The organism is Corynebacterium sp. HMSC11D10, assembly GCF_001806995.1.
GTDB lineage: Bacteria > Actinomycetota > Actinomycetes > Mycobacteriales > Mycobacteriaceae > Corynebacterium > Corynebacterium coyleae.
The window spans coordinates 1-17,172 of sequence record NZ_KV787016.1 but is presented as its reverse complement, the minus strand read 5'-3'; the positions used below and the strand labels follow the sequence as shown (position 1 = coordinate 17,172).

At 63.6% G+C, this 17,172-nt stretch carries 18 protein-coding genes; 11 read left to right on the top strand and 7 right to left on the bottom strand.

The features are described from left to right. Positions 1–25: 25 nt before the first annotated feature. On the bottom strand, positions 26–982 hold the full coding sequence (locus tag HMPREF3120_RS00090; protein ID WP_070449600.1) for a glycosyltransferase family 2 protein: 957 nt from the start codon (positions 980–982) through the stop codon (positions 26–28). Between the two features lie 68 nt (positions 983–1,050). On the opposite strand from HMPREF3120_RS00090, the gene HMPREF3120_RS00085 reads away from it, so the two are divergent. Both HMPREF3120_RS00085 and HMPREF3120_RS00080 read left to right on the top strand, forming a co-directional pair. Next, positions 1,051–2,634, top strand: a complete 1,584-nt coding sequence (locus HMPREF3120_RS00085) for an LCP family protein (protein WP_083284699.1) — start codon at positions 1,051–1,053, stop codon at positions 2,632–2,634. Positions 2,635–2,685: 51 nt separating this feature from the next. After that, entirely contained in the window at positions 2,686–4,368 is a 1,683-nt protein-coding gene (locus tag HMPREF3120_RS00080; RefSeq protein WP_083284698.1) for an AbgT family transporter, read from the top strand. A 30-nt stretch (positions 4,369–4,398) separates the two neighbouring features. On the opposite strand, the gene HMPREF3120_RS00075 is transcribed toward HMPREF3120_RS00080, so the two are convergent. Then, entirely contained in the window at positions 4,399–5,691 is a 1,293-nt protein-coding gene (locus tag HMPREF3120_RS00075) for a M20 family metallopeptidase (protein WP_070449590.1), read from the bottom strand. 226 nt (positions 5,692–5,917) lie between these two features. On the opposite strand from HMPREF3120_RS00075, the gene HMPREF3120_RS00070 reads away from it, so the two are divergent. The 3 genes from HMPREF3120_RS00070 (at position 5,918) to HMPREF3120_RS00060 (ending at position 8,531) form a co-directional block, all read left to right on the top strand. Further along, positions 5,918–7,459, top strand: a complete 1,542-nt coding sequence (locus tag HMPREF3120_RS00070) for an AbgT family transporter (RefSeq protein ID WP_083284697.1) — start codon at positions 5,918–5,920, stop codon at positions 7,457–7,459. 18 nt (positions 7,460–7,477) lie between these two features. After that, positions 7,478–8,134 (top strand): TIGR03089 family protein, encoded by a 657-nt coding sequence (locus HMPREF3120_RS00065; protein WP_070449546.1) that lies wholly within the window; start codon positions 7,478–7,480, stop codon positions 8,132–8,134. 73 nt (positions 8,135–8,207) lie between these two features. Further along, positions 8,208–8,531, top strand: a complete 324-nt coding sequence (locus HMPREF3120_RS00060; RefSeq protein ID WP_070449543.1) for a hypothetical protein — start codon at positions 8,208–8,210, stop codon at positions 8,529–8,531. A gap of 57 nt (positions 8,532–8,588) precedes the next feature. Here HMPREF3120_RS00060 and HMPREF3120_RS00055 read toward each other — a convergent pair whose 3' ends face one another. The 3 genes from HMPREF3120_RS00055 to HMPREF3120_RS00045 are packed head-to-tail and all read right to left on the bottom strand — an operon-like array spanning position 8,589 to position 10,720. Beyond that, the gene (locus HMPREF3120_RS00055; RefSeq protein WP_083279476.1) at positions 8,589–9,056 is read right to left on the bottom strand and encodes a YdcF family protein; all 468 of its coding nucleotides are present in this window, start codon (positions 9,054–9,056) and stop codon (positions 8,589–8,591) included. Next, entirely contained in the window at positions 9,049–9,552 is a 504-nt protein-coding gene (gene purE, locus HMPREF3120_RS00050) for a 5-(carboxyamino)imidazole ribonucleotide mutase (RefSeq protein WP_070422842.1), read from the bottom strand. Before purE ends, HMPREF3120_RS00055 begins: the two co-directional genes overlap by 8 nt. 4 nt (positions 9,553–9,556) lie before the next feature. Then, a complete protein-coding gene (locus HMPREF3120_RS00045) occupies positions 9,557–10,720 on the bottom strand; it encodes a 5-(carboxyamino)imidazole ribonucleotide synthase (RefSeq protein ID WP_083284696.1) in 1,164 nt (387 codons plus the stop codon). A 58-nt stretch (positions 10,721–10,778) separates the two neighbouring features. On the opposite strand from HMPREF3120_RS00045, the gene budA reads away from it, so the two are divergent. Continuing rightward, positions 10,779–11,507: an acetolactate decarboxylase gene (budA, locus tag HMPREF3120_RS00040; protein WP_070449540.1), complete on the top strand. Its 729-nt coding sequence runs from the start codon at positions 10,779–10,781 to the stop codon at positions 11,505–11,507. A gap of 26 nt (positions 11,508–11,533) precedes the next feature. Here budA and HMPREF3120_RS00035 read toward each other — a convergent pair whose 3' ends face one another. Both HMPREF3120_RS00035 and HMPREF3120_RS00030 read right to left on the bottom strand, forming a co-directional pair. Continuing rightward, positions 11,534–11,989 carry a hypothetical protein gene (locus HMPREF3120_RS00035; protein WP_070449537.1) on the bottom strand — a complete coding sequence of 152 codons (456 nt, stop codon included), beginning with the start codon at positions 11,987–11,989 and terminating at the stop codon, positions 11,534–11,536. A gap of 22 nt (positions 11,990–12,011) precedes the next feature. After that, on the bottom strand, positions 12,012–12,743 hold the full coding sequence (locus HMPREF3120_RS00030; RefSeq protein WP_070449581.1) for a biotin--[acetyl-CoA-carboxylase] ligase: 732 nt from the start codon (positions 12,741–12,743) through the stop codon (positions 12,012–12,014). 192 nt (positions 12,744–12,935) lie between these two features. Here HMPREF3120_RS00030 and HMPREF3120_RS00025 point away from each other — a divergent pair, with 192 nt between their 5' ends. From HMPREF3120_RS00025 to HMPREF3120_RS00005, 5 genes are all read left to right on the top strand, one after another. After that, a complete protein-coding gene (locus HMPREF3120_RS00025; RefSeq protein ID WP_246815382.1) occupies positions 12,936–14,201 on the top strand; it encodes an ATP-binding protein in 1,266 nt (421 codons plus the stop codon). A gap of 150 nt (positions 14,202–14,351) precedes the next feature. Further along, positions 14,352–15,875, top strand: a complete 1,524-nt coding sequence (locus HMPREF3120_RS00020; protein WP_070449533.1) for an acyl-CoA carboxylase subunit beta — start codon at positions 14,352–14,354, stop codon at positions 15,873–15,875. 10 nt (positions 15,876–15,885) lie between these two features. After that, positions 15,886–16,071 carry an acyl-CoA carboxylase subunit epsilon gene (locus HMPREF3120_RS00015; protein ID WP_070422838.1) on the top strand — a complete coding sequence of 62 codons (186 nt, stop codon included), beginning with the start codon at positions 15,886–15,888 and terminating at the stop codon, positions 16,069–16,071. Further along, complete coding sequence (locus HMPREF3120_RS00010) at positions 16,071–16,664, top strand: Maf family protein (RefSeq protein WP_070449531.1); 594 nt, start codon at positions 16,071–16,073, stop codon at positions 16,662–16,664. Before HMPREF3120_RS00015 ends, HMPREF3120_RS00010 begins: the two co-directional genes overlap by 1 nt. Positions 16,665–16,690: 26 nt before the next feature. Further along, positions 16,691–17,089: a DUF3151 domain-containing protein gene (locus HMPREF3120_RS00005; protein ID WP_070449528.1), complete on the top strand. Its 399-nt coding sequence runs from the start codon at positions 16,691–16,693 to the stop codon at positions 17,087–17,089. Positions 17,090–17,172: the final 83 nt, after the last annotated feature.

Below are 17,172 nucleotides of genomic sequence, written 5' to 3'. Positions count from 1 at the left end.
CATTGCTAGATCCTTCATCTTGTTGTCAGTTCACTTCCCCACGGCCGGTGCCAGCCCTGTGTGCAGGTTTCGCCCTACCCAACTGCAGCGCACCCCTCACTCGGAGGCCGAGCCACAACGCCCAGCGGATGGGCGCTTGCCACGCATGCGGATGGCGGTCGCGCTGGAACCGATACGCCGAGGCGTGGTGCGCAGGCACCGTAACTCCCCTGTGTCGGTCCGCAACATGGCCCTGATCGTGCAAGATCACGGAACTCGGGCAGTACAAATTGTCCCAGCCTGCACGGGTAAGACGGTCCCCGAAGTCGATGTCTTCCAGGTACATGAAGTAGCGCTCGTCGAACCCGCCGATCTGGTCAAACGCATCCCACCGCACAAGGAGGCACGCGCCGGACAGCCAGCCTGCTGTGCGTTGCACCTCCATATTCGCCCCGGCTTGGTACGCGCGGGAAAACGGGTTGGACGGCCAGTAGTCGTACAGCAGCGCGTGCCCGATCCCCATGACCAGGCTGGGCACCTCGCGCGCGCTGGGGTATGCGGAGCCGTCGGCCTCTTCAATCCTGGGCCCGGCGGCGCCAGCCTTCGGCGCGTCGTCGGCGCAGTGGATCAACTCGTCGATGCTCCCCGGGGTGAACTCCACGTCGGGGTTCACAATAAGGAAGTAGTCGCCGCGCACCGCACCTGCTTTTCGACGATCCCCCAACTGCCGAGCAGCCGCATTAATCGCGGCTCCATAACCGATGTTTCCACCAGTGGGGAAAAACTCCACGTGCTCGTGCTCGCGTGCGGCCTGCTGCGGCACGCCGTCCTTGGAGCCGTTGTCGGCGCAAAGCAGCACAACGGGGCGCGTCGTCGCCTTCTCCAAGGAGGCGATGAGCTGCGCCAAGTGCTCCCCAGGCGAATACGTCACGGTGATCACCGCGAGTGGCGCCTGATGAGCGTCAGGATGATGCTCTGTGTCTTTCACAATGTTGGACAGCATACCCACCATGACCTCCAATTCCGGCGCACGGCACAGGGCGAGCCGGGGAATGTCGTATAATTCCCGGCGTGACTGAGCCCAGGCGGCAAGCCCGCGATATCAAACCTGCCCCGTCCCGGGTGCGGGATGTTTCGCAATCTGGCCACCCCGCACTGCGAACCACGCTTGCCATCGTCTCCGCCGCCGCGATCGCCCTGTCGGGCGTCGGGTATTTCGCCGTTGGGCGGCTTGGCGGGCAGTTGAGCGCGTCGGACTTAAAGGTGTCGTCGCAAAGCAAAGGCAAAGACGGCAACGCCCTGGACGGCGCAATGGACATCCTGCTGGTGGGCTCCGATTCGCGCACGGACGCGCAGGGCAACCCCTTAAGTGAGCAGGAACTTTCCCGTCTGAACGCCGGTATCGCGGACGGTGAGATCAACACCGACACCATCATGGTTATCCGCATCCCGGAGGACGGCTCACGCGCGACCGCAGTGTCCATCCCACGCGATACCTATGTGCATACGGACGACTACGGCAACCTGAAAATCAATGGCGTCTACGGCGCACACGCTGCCGCAAAACGCGAAGAACTGATCGAATCCGGCATGAGCGAAGGCCCGGCGCTCGAACAGCAGGTTGCTCGCGCAGGACAAGAGGGACTGATCGACGCCGTAGCGGACCTCACCGGTGTCGAAGTCGACCACTTCGCCCAGGTCGGTCTCCTTGGCTTCGTGCTGCTCACCGACGCTGTCGGCGGCGTCAAAGTGTGCCTGAATAATCCCGTGGACGAGCCACTTTCCGGCGCAAAGTTCCCCGCCGGCGAGCAGACCCTCGACGGTGCGCAAGCCCTGTCGTTTGTGCGCCAACGCCACGACCTGCCGCGCGGCGACCTAGACCGCATCGTGCGCCAGCAGGCCTACATGGCTTCGCTCGTACAGTCGATGCTTTCCGCAGGCACCCTGACCAACCCGGCGAAACTGCGCGAACTGTCTAACGCAGCGGAACGCTCCGTGACACTGGATAAGGGTTGGGACATTGTGGGCTTGGCCCAGCAACTTTCCGGCCTGGCTGGTGGCAACGTCACCTTCACCACCATCCCTGTGACCTCCGTCAATGGTGTCGGTGACTATGGCGAGTCCATCGTCACCGTGGATCTACCGCAGGTGCAGAAGTTCATGGCAGAAGCGATTAAGCCTGAGGAGGACAACACGGACGGCGCTGAGGGTTCTGACGGTTCGGACTCCGCCACCAGCGCCCCACGCGAGGCGTTCAACGGCTACGAAGCAGTCGTGCTCAACGCCGGCAGCGTCCCCGGACAGGCTGGGCGTGTTGCTGAGATACTCAACGGCGACGGCCTGACGGTGACAAGCGTGTCCAACGCCATGGAAGGCCTCTACACAGCTACCCAAGTGCTAGCCGCAGACGAGAACGACCCGGCCGCCCAGGAGCTGGCCCAGCTGCTCGGCGGAGTGCCCGTCGTGGCCAACGCCAGCGTGGAGCCGAACACGGTCATTGCCGTCATCGCGGACGACTACAACGGGCCCGGCGCGATGGATGCTGATGAGGCGGAACAGGTCGCCCCTGTGGGCACGCCAGGTGAAGATTTCGGTGCCAACGAGCCTGCCCCTGAGCTCTCAGCTGGCGACGACAGCCCGCGCTGCGTGAATTAATATCCTCCAATCGCCTGAAATTCGAATCGGCGACAGGTAAAACCTCTTTGCATGAACATTGCAAAGATTCATTCTGTCCACCACGCCGCCCAGGGCTCCACTTCGGTAGCACCTCAGGAGGCCACATCAGGCACGGTTCCCGACCCGGGACCGGACGATGGGACCGAACGAGATCAGACACCAAGAGGAGCCGTAGACCGGCTCCTCTCTTTTATTGAGCGGGTAGGTAACAAACTTCCGGAGCCGTTCACGCTCTTCCTGTTGCTCTTCCTGGCCACCGCGGTCATTTCCACGGTGATGGCCTGGGCGGGCCTGCAGGTGCAGGTGCCTGGCGACGACGAGGTCCGCCCCATCAAGGGCTTCTTCACCAGCGAAGGCCTTGCCTGGTTCACCGTGAACTTGGGCAAGAACTACGTTGGCTTCCCGCCGTTGGTGTACGTGCTGCCGATCATCTTGGCGGTCGGTATCGCGGAGCGCTCGGGCATGTTGTCGGCGCTGATCCGCCGGCTGTTCTCTTCCGCGAATACCTCGGTACTGCCGTATGCGGTCGGTCTGATTGGTGTGTCCGGTTCGCTGATCGCCGACCCGGCGTTCATCGTCATCCCACCACTTGCTGCCATGGTGTTCCAGGCTGCTGGTCGTCACCCCGTGGCGGGTCTGCTCGGTGGCTTCGCGTCCGTGGGCGCGGGATACGCTACGTCGCTGTTGCCGGGCTCGCTCGATGCACTGTTTGCTGGCATCACGAATTCCGTGATGGAGGCACTGCCAAGCCTCGACGCCCCTGAGGTCACCGTGGTCTCTAACTACTGGTTCAACCTTGTCTCCGCGATCGTGCTGGGACTTCTGTCCGGCTTCATCATCGACAAGGTCCTCGAGCCCCGCTTAAACAAGCTCGGTGTACCGAACAAGATGGTTGCTGGCGATGACGGCATGACCCGCGACCGCGACGGCAAGGAAATCTCCGCAGAGCTCACCGACGCCGAATCCCGCGGCCTGCGCGCCACTCTGTGGGCCACCCTGCTGCTGACCGTGGTGTGCACGATCGTCGTCCTCATCCCGAACTCTCCGTGGCGCAACGAGGAAGGCAACTTCCTGCCGGACTCGCCCTTGATGCAGTCCACAGTGTTCATCGTGGTGCTCTACTTCGTAGTCATGGGCCTAGTCTTCGGCATGGTTGCGGGCACGATCAAACGCGTACCCGACGTCGCAGACATGATGGCTGGCGCCATGAAGGACATGGTGAACTTCCTCATCCTCGCGTTCATCCTGGGCCAGTTCATCGCCCTGTTTAACTGGTCTGGCATCGGCACCTTCACCGCCGTGAAGGGAGCCAACGCGCTCGAGTCCGCAGGCATCACCGGTTTCGCCGCTATCTTCGCGTTCGCCGTGTTGGCGTCGTGCCTGAACCTGCTGATCATCTCCGGCTCCGCACTATGGACCCTGATGGCGGCCGTGTTCGTGCCCATGTTCGCCCTGATCGGTTTCGATCCGGCCTTCATCCAGGCAGCGTTCCGTGTCGGCGATTCCGCCACCCAGATCATCACCCCGCTGAACCCGTACATCATCGTGATCCTGACGCAGCTGCGCCGCTACGAACCGAAGGCTGGCGTGGGCACGCTCATGTCGCGCCTGATCATGTTCACGGTTCCGTTCTGGATCTTCTGGATGGCCATGCTGTTCATTTGGTACACCTTCGACCTGCCGCTCGGCCCGGGTGCTGCCATCTTCCTGTAGCGAGCCAATCAGGCGTCAGTTACGCGTCATCTAGGCCTCATCTAGCAGCGCCTCCACGGAGATCGCCCCGCCCGCCGCTTCGAACTCCTCGCGAGCGCGCTGCAACAGCACCGGGTCATTGAGTACGTCAGCGATGACTTGGCCGAGCCCCACCGCGGAGTCGATCACACCGTCCATTGCGGCCGGGGTGATCGCCGCATCGGCGAACTTAGTGGTGTGCAGCGCAGTGCCCTCCGGCGCGATCTTGACCAACGGGTGAATGCCGGGCACGAGCTGCGAGACGTTGCCAAAATCTGTCGACGCCGCCTGCGAGTCCGGCAAGATCCCACCCGGCAACACTTCCCTACCCCGCGCCTGCTGGGTCGCACCCCATCGCGCCGCCAAGGTTTCGTTGTTGCGGACAGGAAGCGACATGGGGTGGTTATCCCACTGCACATCCACGCCGGTGCCGGTCATGAGGGCGGCACCGGTGAGGATGTCGTCGATACGCTTGCTCAAATCCATCAGTGTTTCGGTGTACAGCGAACGCACGTAGAGGCTCAGCGTGGCCGTCTCCGGAATGATCGATGCCCTCGCACCACCGTCCGAAATGATCGCGTGTAGGCGATCCGACGGCGGCATCTGCTGGCGCAACAACCCCATGGCTTGGTACGCAAGCGTCGCAGCATCTAGCGCATTGCGCCCCATGTACGGCTGCATCGACGCGTGCGCGGCAACGCCGGTAAACGTTGCGGTAAGCGAGCGGCGCCCCGTCCACGCGTGCGACACCAGGTCGTAGCAGAACGGGTGGATCATCACCGCACAATCCACGCCGTCGAGCATGCCGCCGCGGATCATGTACTCCTTGCCGGTGTGGCCCTCCTCCGCCGGGGTGCCAAGAAACACGATGCGGCCCGAACCCGAACCGACCGCGCCGAGGAAACCACCCACCCCGGATGCAGCGATCACGTTGTGGCCACACGCATGCCCGATACCCGGCAGCGCGTCGTATTCAGACATCACCGCCACCGTCGGATGTGTGCTCGGGTCAAAGTCGTCGCTTTGCCACTCCGCGCGCAGCGCCGTTTCCACACCATGGGCCCCTTGCTTGACGACGAACCCCTGCCCCTCAAGCACCTTCGCAATCACAGCCTGCGCATGGAATTCCTGAAACGCCTCCTCCGGGTTCGCGTGCAGGTCACGCATGATGTGTTCCAGGTCGGCCCGGACGGCTTCGACGTTGCGCTCGACCTTCCCCCACACCGCGTCACGCTCCGGATAGCCCGGCTCAATCGGGAACTGCGGCGACGCAGCGGCGATCTCATCTCGCACCACTGCGTCCATGCGTTGCAGGAAGGCAGGGTTCGGTGGGGTTGGGCTGGTCGGGCGGTTGGGATGCGTTTCGCTCACGGTCCGCTCACTCTCCGTCGATCGGATTACGTTTCTACAAAACCCTAGCGCAGAATTAATGTGACTGGTACAACATATACGCATGAGTACGCGAAAAGCCACAGAGAGCGCCGAGCTCGAGCGCTCTGCCGACAGCAGCCCACCACAGAAGAAAACCGCAATGGATCGCCTCCTCGGCACCATCGAGTCGGTAGGCAACAAACTTCCGGAGCCATTCACGCTCTTCCTTATCCTGTTCCTCATCACCGCGGTGATCTCCACCGTGATGGCGTACTTCGGGGCCGAAGTCGCAGTGCCCGGCGAGGACGAAAGTGTGAAGATCAAAGGCTTCTTCACCGGTGAGGGCCTGGCCTGGTTCACCACCACCCTCGGCCAGAACTACCTCGGCTTCCCGCCACTGGTCACGGTCCTGCCAATCATGCTCGCCGTGGGCGTTTCCGAGCGCTCCGGCATGCTCTCCGCGCTCATCCGCAAGCTCTTCGGCTCCGCTAACCGCTCGGTTCTGCCGTACGCGGTGGGCATCATCGGCGTGACCGGCTCGATCATGGCGGACGCCGCGTTCGTGGTCATCCCGCCGCTGGCCGCGATGGTGTTCAAGGCCGCTGGCCGCCACCCGGTCGCAGGCCTGCTCGGTGGTTTCGCCGCCGTCGGCGCTGGCTACTCCACCGCACTAGTGCCGACGTCGCTGGACGCCCTGTTCGCCGGCATCACCAACGCCGTGATGGAAACCCTGCCGAGCATGGACGCCACCGAGGTCAACCCGGTGTCCAACTACTACTTCAACATCGCCGCCTCTATCATCCTGGGCCTAGCGTGTGGCTTCATCATCGACAGGATCCTCGAGCCTCGCATGCACAAACTCGACGTCCCCCAGGAGATGGTCGAGGGCGACGACGGCATGAACCGCGACACCGACGGCAACGAGATCTCCGTCGAACTGACCAAGCCGGAACGCCGCGGCCTGATGTGGGCGGGCGTCGCCACGCTTATCGTCACGGCAATCATCCTGTTCGCAGTACTCATCCCGGATTCCCCGTGGCGCAACGAAGAAGGTGGCTTCCTGCCGCAGTCCCCGCTGCTGCAGTCGATCGTGTTCATCGTCTTCACCTACTTCATGGTCCTCGGCATCGTCTACGGCAAGGTCGCCGGCACGGTGAAGAACATCAAGGACATCGTGGACATGATGACCAAGGCGATGAGCGACATGCTCGGCTTCCTGGTTCTCGCGTTCATCCTCGGCCAGTTCATTTCCCTGTTTAGTTGGTCCGGCATCGGCACCTTCTCCGCCGTCAAGGGCGCAGAGATGCTCGAGGCGGCTGGCATCACCGGCTTCGCGGCCATCCTCGCGTTCATCATCCTGGCGTCGTGCCTGAACCTGTTGGTTATTTCCGGCTCCGCGATGTGGACCCTGATGGCGGCCGTGTTCGTCCCAATGTTCGCCCTGATCGGCTTCGAGCCAGCCTTCACGCAGGCCGCGTTCCGTGTCGGCGATTCCGCCACCCAGATCATCACCCCGCTGAACCCGTACATCATCGTGATCCTGACGTTGCTTCGTCGATACGAGCCCAACGCGGGCCTGGGCACGCTGATGTCGCGCCTGATCGTGTTCGTGGTTCCGTTCTGGGTGTCCTGGGCTGCCCTGCTGTTCATCTGGTACATCTTCGACCTGCCACTCGGCCCCGGCGCTGCCATCTTCCTGTAGTGCCTACACTGGGCGAGCATGAGCATGCTTGCCCCACTTCTCGCCGCAGATCCCGCATCCCCGCGCTTCACCATTTACGACGATGCGCGGGGATTACGCATGGATTTCTCCGCCCAAACGCTGGACAACTGGGCCAGCAAAGTAGCCAACATGCTCGACGAGGAATTCGACCTCCCCCTCGACGCGAGCATCGTCATCGACCTGCCCGTCTCCTGGCAGGCTGCGGTGATTGCGGTTGGCACGTTCAACTCTTCGCGCGCTCCGCTCATCGACGACCACCCCACCGCCCCCGATATCGTCTTCACCACCCCGGAACGCGCCGAAAACTGGACCGACGCCACCGAGTGCGTCCTTGTCTCCGACGACCCGTTCGGCCGCGGCGTCGAGGAAGCCGGCGGCACCATTCCGCCCGGCACCGTGGACTTCGGCCCCACCGTGCGCTTCTACGGCGACGACTACTTCGGCAACAGCCCAGACCTGTCCACCTTCGCCCAGCCAGGCGTTGAGGCCGAACGCTACCTCGCCCCAGATTGGCGTGGCACCGATGACTTCACGATGTCGGTGATGGTACCGCTGGCCGCTGGTGGATCCGTGGTCGTCGTCACGGGTTCGGTATCCGATGAACGGCTCCAGGAGATCTCCGCCGCTGAGAACGTCACGCGCCGTATCCAGTAGTCATGACTGTTACCCCTGCACTCCTGGGCTAAGCTGTGCCGGACACTACCCGCATTGATGAAGGGAATCCGGCATGTCCCGCACGCTGATCCGCCGCGCTGGTGCGCTGGCTCTCGCCCCCGCACTGACCGTCAGCCTCGCCACCGCAACTGTCGCCCCGGCCCAGGCTGAGACCACGGCTCAGACCGAAACCGAGAACACAAACAACACCCCGAAAGACAAGAAGATGGCCACTGGCCCGGGTAGCTCCGAGTACACCCAGGACGAGATCGACAAGGTTGTCCGTTTCGTCGCGCTGCTGGTTGGCACCGGCGCGATCATTGCCACCCTCGGCGCAGCGGGCCTGTACTTCGCCGCCCCACACTTCGGCATCAACCTGCCTGGCCTCCCCCGCTAGTCCTGGCGCCAACGCCTGACCAGAGCGGAGCCCGTCGGGCGGCACGTGTTGCATGGCTCAGCGGCCGAAGAGGCGGCGGGCGAGTCGTCGCCAAGCAACGCGCGTGATGGAGTGCGGCACGGCAAACACTTCGCGCGCGTAGTTTTTCTTCCGCGAGGTTTCAGGCGTCGTCGCAGCGACCATGCGCACCGGGATGCCCAGGTGCCACGCCCACACGCGGGTACGGGGGACGTGGAAACCGCTGGTCACTACGGTGAGGTACGACGCGTCGGGGAACAGCGCGCGGGAACGTTCCAGGTTTTCGTTCGTGGACCGCGCATGCGGCTCGAGCACCACCGCCTGAGCAGGCACACCGTGGGCGGTGAGCCAGGCGGCCATGATGTCGGCCTCCCCGTCGCCGGACACCACGATCGGCGCCGGATTCGCACGCCACACCTCGAGCGCCTTGTGCAAGCGGTGCTCGAGCATGCGAGAAGGGCGCCCGTCCACAATCCGGGCGCCTAACACAACGATTGGGTTACTCACCCATCAGGCGCTGACGCAACGCCTCGTCCTTGCGTTCCACCTCGGCTGCCATGCGTGCCTGGTAGTCCACCATCTTGCGCTGCACAGCCGGGTCGGCGGCACCCAGGATGCGGGCGGCGAGCAGGCCGGCGTTCTTTGCACCACCGATGGAGACCGTGGCCACCGGGACGCCACCGGGCATCTGCACGATGGACAGCAGCGAATCCATGCCGTCAAGCGTGTCCAGCGCGCGCGGAATACCGATGACCGGCAGCGGCGTGGCCGCGGCGACCATGCCCGGCAGGTGTGCGGCACCGCCAGCGCAGGCGATGATCACCTGCAGGTCACGGGCGTGTGCTTCCTTGGCGTAGGCGAGCATTTTGTCCGGGGTGCGGTGGGCGGAGACCACGCCGACCTCGAACGGGATGCCAAACTCGGCGAGTACCTCGGCGGCCGGGGCGACGGTGTCCCAGTCCGAGTCCGAGCCCATGATGATGCCAACTTGCGGCTGTGCCATCTGCTTAGTCCTTCCAGGTTGCGTGGATGATGTAGTGCGCGGCGTCCTCGGCGATCGCGAGTGCCTCCTCGACGGTGTCGGCGCACACGTTGACGTGGCCCATCTTGCGGCCCGGTCGGTGGTCCTTGCCGTAGAGGTGCACCTTGGCCTGCGGGTACTTGCGCATCACCGCGACGACGCGCTCGGCCATCGGGGTATCCGGGTCCTCGTCGCCGCCAAGGGTGTTCACCATGACAGTCGCCGGCGCGAGCGTGTCCACGGCACCGAGCGGCCAGTCCAACACCGCACGGATGTGCTGCTCAAACTGGGAGGTCAGGCAGCCGTCCTGGGTCCAGTGGCCAGTGTTGTGCGGGCGCATGGCCAACTCGTTGACGGCCACCTCCGGGCCGTTCGGACCCTCAAACTCGAACAGTTCCACCGCCAGCACGCCGGTGACACCCAAGCCTTCGGCGACACGCACGGCGAGGTCCTCGCAGTGCTTAGCCAACTCGTCCGACATGTCCGGCGCGGGCGCGATGGCCACGCGGCAAATGCCGTCTGCCTGGCGCGACTCCACCACCGGCCACGCGCGTACATCGCCGGAGCGGTTGCGTGCCACCATGGCGGACAACTCACGCGTGAACGCGACCTTCTTCTCTGCCATCAGCGGCAGGTCGCGCCCCAAAAGCTGCTCCACGAGTTCCGCGCATTCGCTTCTCGACGACGGGAACCACACCCCATGCCCGTCATACCCACCCCGCGTCGCCTTCAGGCAGACCTGACCATCGTTGTCGTCCCAGAACGCCTCCGCGTCCGCGGCCGACGTAATGGCTGCGAACGGCGGCACCGGCAGGCCCGCCTCCGCGAGGCGGCGGCGCTGCTCGAGTTTGTCCTGGGCGTAGATGAGGGCTTCGGGGCGGGGTTCGACGGCGACGCCGTCGTCGATAAGCAATTGCGCGTACTCGTTCGGCACATGCTCGTGATCAAACGTGACCGCGTCCGCGCCCTCGACGATCGCGCGCAGATCCTCAAGGTTGGTGTAGTCGCCGATGCGGACATCGCCGAAGACTTGCGCCGCCGACTTGTCCTTACTCGACGCGAGCACGCGAGTGTCCACGCCGAGCTCGATAGCTTCTGTTTGCATCATTCGTGCCAATTGGCCGTCGCCAAGCACGGCGACAACAGGCATCCCATACGCGTTACTCACGCCCCACACTGTAGTCGGCCAACCGACTAGCATCGCAGCCATGTCTGAAACCATCGCCCGCCACACCATTTTCCAAAACTCTCTGATGACCGCACTTCTCGACGGCATCTACGACGGCGAGCTCACCATCAGCGACATCCTGAGCAAAGGCAACTTCGGCCTCGGCACCTTCGACGCCCTCGACGGCGAGATGCTCATCCTCGACGGCGTATGCCACCAACTCACCTCCGACGGCAAAGCCCGCGTCGCTGACCTCGACCAACGCACCCCATTTACCGTGGTGACCAACTTCGTACCCCGCCTGCGTTTCGACGCCCCCGCCGGCATGGTCCGCGCCGAACTCGCCAAATTTATCGACGACGCCGAACCCAGCCACAACTTCTTCACCGCCGTCAAAATCACCGGCCGATTCAAAGAAGTCCGCGTGCGTACCGTCACCAAACAGGAAAAGCCCTATCCCCCGATGTCCGAGGCAGTCTCCGACGACGCCGAACACATCTTCACCGACGTCGAAGGCGTCATCGGTGGATTCCGCACCCCCATGTACGCCAAAGGCATCGGCGTCCCCGGCTGCCACGTGCACTTCATCGACGACGAGCATTCGCGCGGCGGCCACGTTCTCGACTACACCGTCGACGACGCCGTCATTGAACTGTGCCCCGGCACCGACATGGAACTGCACCTGCCCGTCACCGCCGAATTCCTCGGCGGGCACCTCTCGCCTGAGGACCTCGACGAGCAGCTCCACACCACGGAAGTCAAGGACTAGCTGCGGGGGCTGCGGCGCGGGTGCGCCTAGCCGCGCAGCTGCGACTGCAGCACCTTCTCCACCGCGCGCGTCTTGCCCACCCGATCGAAGCGCACCGGTTGGGCGTATCCATACAGCGCGATCCACAGGCCCCCGCGCTCCCGGCGCACCGAATGGATCTGGCGCAGCGGGATCGAATCCACCGCGCCACGCCGCCCCCGCGCCAGGACGCGCTTGTCGGTGACCACGAAGCGCCTGCGTCGCGACGACACCAACGGCAACACAAACCGCCACAGGGCCAGCATCGCCCAGATCAGCACCACAATGTTGCGCATCCCCGGATCGATGTGCGGGGTCACGTCCATCCAGCCGATCGCCATCCAGGCGATACCCGTGAGCGCCACTAACTCCAGCAACGGGAACGTCAACGAAGAAAGCGGCGCACACACGTCGGCGAGGACCACCTCGTCCTCGCCGACGCGAAACACCGCTTTGTTAGCCATGACCGGCTAGGTTACTGCACGCCTACTGGGTCGGGCGGAGGTGGTGGACATCGCCGACGGAGAACGGGGTGTCGTCGATAAGCACCTCGCCCTCATCGTTAATGCCCGTGACCAGGCCACGCACCGTCTCCTCCCCCTCGCGCAACTCCAGGCGCACCTGCTGGCCGATGGTGGAACAGACCTTGCGGTAATCCTCCAGCAACTGCGGGTCGCGCTCCTGCCACTGCTTCAAACGACGGCCCATCGCGGTGAGGATGTCGGCGGCGAACTCGTCGAAATCCACGTCAATGCCCTCCAGGTTCAGGGCGGTGGCGGTCTCCACAGGCAGATCCTCCGGACGCATAGCGACGTTAATGCCGATGCCCACAATCACCCGCGGCATATCCAACGCCGAGAGGATGCCAGCGATCTTCTTGCCGCCAATCTGCACATCATTGGGCCACTTCAACTGCGCCTGCGGCACCACATCCGTCACCGCCACCCCCGGCGCGATAGACAGCAACCCGAACGGCGGCGGGGTATCGGTCACGTCGATGACCATGCTCATGGCCAACTGCGAGCCCTTCGGCGACACCCAATGGCGGCCCAAGCGGCCCTTGCCAGCGGTTTGCTCGTCTGCGATGAGCACCGTGCCCGGCGCGGAACCGTCCTTGAGCAGGTCCGCGTTCGTCGACCCGGTGGACTCGACCCACCGCACGTCAGTCCAGTATCCGGCCACCTTGTCCTGAATTGCCTGCACGTCCTTGACACTCATGGTCACGAGCGTAGTAGCCGGCGGGGTGTTGGGGTTTCGGTGCCCCTCTCCCCGCAAAGGTCAGTTAGCGCGCTTCGCCGAAGAGGCACCCCATTTCTGAAAATTGGGTAGTAGGAGTCCTGAAAATCAGGTAGTAGCCCTTCTGAAAAACGGGTAGTAGAAGTCCTGAAAATCAGGTAGTAGGAACTATTCATGCTGTACACTACCCGTATGTCTTATCTTCGGCGCACGCTTGATGACGAGCTTGATCTCCTCATGCCTCACCTGCCCGCAATCGCAATTGACGGACCAAAAGGTGTGGGTAAGACCGACACCGCAAGGCGCCGAGCCGACGCTGCTTGGTATCTCGACGATCCCGATATGAGGAACGTTGCCGAGGCAGATTTCTCGCTCTCCTCCGCACCAGATGGAACTCTTCTACTAGATGAGTGGCAGCATCTTCCCCAGATCTGGGATTCTGTCCGCCGTCAAGTAGATCAGGGCGCTGGGCCCGGGCGCTTCCTCCTCACCGGCTCTGCTACCCCAGTTGACCCGAAGGGCTCACACTCTGGGGCCGGACGCATCGTCTCATTGAGAATGCGACCAATGGCAGTTCATGAACGCGGCGTCGCTAACCCCACATGCAGCTTCGCCGGGATCTTGGCCGGAAACACCGATGTATCTGGTTCTTCTGACTGTAGGCTCGACGACTACGCACGCCTCATCACCGGAAGCGGATTCCCCGCCATCGCTTCCGCGAATCCGCTCATCCAGGTCACACTGCTGGATTCCTACATTGAGCGAATCATCGATCGTGATATTCCCGATGCAGGATACGAGGTGAGACGGCCGGAATCGCTTCGAAGCTGGTTGCGCGCATACGCTGCTGCAACAGCCACTACCACCGCTTACTCCAGGCTGCTTGATGCGACCACCGGCGGTCAGACTGAACAACCAAATCAGAAGACCACACTCGCATATCGTGAGCACCTTGCAAAGATTTGGCTGCTTGATCCAGTTCCTGGTTGGGTTCCAGAAAACAATGAGTTCAAACGCCTGCAGCAAGGCCCAAAGCATCACTTGGCTGACCCTGCACTCGCTGCCAGGCTTCTTGGAATATCCCCATCTGGCCTCTTGAGTAACCGTGCTGCGCACATGTTCGGGCCGCTTTTCGAGTCTCTGTGTGCGCTCACCCTGCGTGTACTGGCCCAAGCAAACAGGGCCAAGGTCTACCACCTCAGGTCGAACGCGGGAGAGCGAGAAGTCGACTTCATCATTGAGGGCGCTGAACGGGAGGTACTCGGGGTGGAGGTCAAGCTGAAGCCTCATATCGACGACGCCGACGTCCGACACCTCCTATGGTTGCGCGAACGTATTCCAGACCGCGTCACCAACCTCATGGTCCTTACCACGGGGAAACAGGCTTATGTACGACGTGACGGTGTGATCGTTATGCCTCTCGCGCTTCTCAGCAATTAGTGTTCCCGTTTCCTCACCCTCGCCCTCGCAAGCCCCCGGAAGCACACCCCAACCCGGCACCCCGGTTACACCTACGCTGCGAAACGTCTGGCGACGCGCCGTCGATAGGCAATGTGGCAGGAACAATCTCGGAATCTAGACTGGGGCGTTATGAGTTCATCTAAACCCGACATGACCACGACGGCTGGCCGCATTCAGGATCTGCGCAATCGACTGGATGAGGCGCAGGCACCGGTCGGTCAGGACGCGATCGATGCTGTCCATGAGGCTGGCGGCACCACTGCTCGTGAGCGCGTGCTTTCGCTTCTCGACGACGGCACGTTCGTGGAGACCGACGCCCTGGCCAAGCACCGCGTCGAGGCATACAAGATGGACAAGTCCAAGCCTTCCACCGACGGTGTGATTACGGGCTACGGGCTGATCGACGGCCGTCGTGTCTGCGTCTTCTCCCAAGACCCGACGATTTTCGACGGCCAGGTCGGTGAGGTGTACTGCGAGAAGATCCTCAAGATCTACGACTTGGCAACCAAGACCGGCGTGCCGCTGATCGGTATTTATGACTCGACTGGCCCGCGTTGGAAGGAAGGCATTGTCACCGCGCATATGCAGGCACAGATCCTGCGTGCGGCAACCCGTGCGTCGGGTTTGATTCCGCAGATCGCGGTCGTGGCCGGGGATGTCGCCTCGCTCGCTGCCACCACGGTCCCGATGGCGGACATCACCGTCATGGCCGAGGGCGCGTCCCTGCACGTGACCACGGCGGACATCGTGAGCAAGGTCTCCGGCGCAGAGACCACTTCCGATGAGCTTGGCGGCACCGCCGTCCATGCCGCGAAGACCGGCCTGGCGCAGCTCGTCGCCACCACTGACACCGAAGCGGTGGACCTGGCCCGCACCGTGATTAGCTACCTGCCGCTGAACAACAAGGCCGCGTCCCCGCTGGGCGCGGACAACGCCGAGGCTTCCGCCGCTGAGGTCGACTTGGACGCCTTCATGCCTGACGACGACAACCAGCCCTACGACGTCACCGACATCCTGGCTTCGGTCACCGACGGCGACGTCCTGGAACTCTCCGCTGGCTTCGCAGGTTCCGTGGTCACCGGTTTTGCGCACGTGAGCGGGCGCGCGGTTGGTGTCGTCGCAACGCAGCCGAGTGTTTTGGCTGGCTGCCTGACCCGCGACGCCGCACGCAAGGCCGCACGCTTCATCCGCACCTGCGACGCGTTTAACCTGCCGATCGTGCAGTTCGTGGACTCTCCGGGCTTCCTTCCGTCGGTCGAGGAGGAGCGCTCCGGGTCCGCCGCAGCCGCCGCCGCACTCGCCTACGCGTTTGCAGAGGCCCAGGTGGGCACGATCACCGTGGTCACCCGCAAGGCGTTCGGTCCGTCGTACGCGCTGCTCGGCTCGAAGGGCCTGGGCGCGGACCTGGTGTTCGCTTGGCCGACCGCACAGATCGCACTGGCAGACGCCACCACCGCCGCCGAGGCGATCGGCACCGACGAGGAGCAGTACGCCGCGGACAACCTCAACCCGTACGTGGCCACTGAGCGCGGAATGGTCGACGCCGTCATCGAGCCATCCACCACCCGCGCCCGCGTCCTCGAGGGTCTGCGCCTGCTTGAGCGCAAGGTGACCTACCCGGCCCAGAAGAAGCACGGCAACATCCCGCTGTAAGGAGGCTGACGTGGATATTCAGGTAGTTAAAGGCAACCCCACCGAGGCGGAACTGCAGGCGCTGACCGAGGTGCTGCTGCAGCTCCAGCGCGAACGCAAGCAGTCCGGGGTGCAGCCGGACGCCAACATGTGGGGTGCGTCCCACCCGGCGACTGCGTTTAATCCGCACGCGTTCGATTCGGCGGCGTATTTCTAATGCGGTTGGTGTTGGCGTCGCAGTCGCCGTCGCGACGCATGCTGCTCGAACAAGGCGGCGTCACCCCGGTGCTGCGCCCCGCGCACATCGATGAGGATGCGGTGATCGCTGTACTTGGCGACGTCCCACCCGCCACCACCGTGGCCACCCTCGCCCGCGCAAAAGCCGAGACCGCAATTGCGGAATTCCCCGACGACGTTGTTGTTGGCTGCGACAGCATGCTGCTTCTCGACGACACCTTGCTGGGCAAACCCCACACCGTCGACGAAACTATCCGCCGGTGGAAAGCACAGCGCGGCAAGGAAGCCCACCTGCTCACCGGGCATGCGGTGTGGTTCGGCGGCGAGTGGGTCGTGGATACCGTCACCACCGCCATCCGCTTCGGTGACGTATCGGATGCCGATATTGAGGCCTACGCCCGTTCCGGCCAGCCGCTTCAGTGCGCCGGCGCGTTCACGCTCGAGGCACTCGGCTCCTGGTTTATCGACTCCATCGACGGCGACCCCACCAGCGTCATCGGCCTGTCCATGCCACTTTTGCGCCGCTGCCTGTACCGCTTCGGACTGGACGCCTCCGACTTCTGGACCGCGTAGCGCACGTTGTGGGTAGCCTGGCGGGCATGGAAATCAACGACATGCTTGCACCGAAGCCCATCGAACTTCCCGCCGATCCGGCCACCGGCAAGGACCTCCTTGCCGACGACACCGCACTCGCCCACCCCGATTCCCCCGCCGTCTGGGCCACCCGCGCCGAGCGTGAACTCGAATCCGGCGACAAACTCATCGCTTACGCCTACGCCCGCACCGGCTACCACCGCTCCCTGGACCGCCTGCGCGCCAACGGCTGGAAAGGCTGGGGTCCAGTCCCGGCGTCCCACGAGCCGAACCGCGGCGTGCTCAAAGCCATCGCGATGCTCGCGCTGACCTCCAAGGCGATTGGCGACGACGCCGAGTACGACCGCTGCCGCCAAATGCTCTCCGATGCCGACCCGGCTAGCGTAAAGGAGCTGCTGGGGTAGGCGTCAAAAGCAGATCGTCTAGCTGCCTGTGAGGGGGCACTAGACGATCACTGTCATGTCTCGTGACTTATTGGACAAGGAGT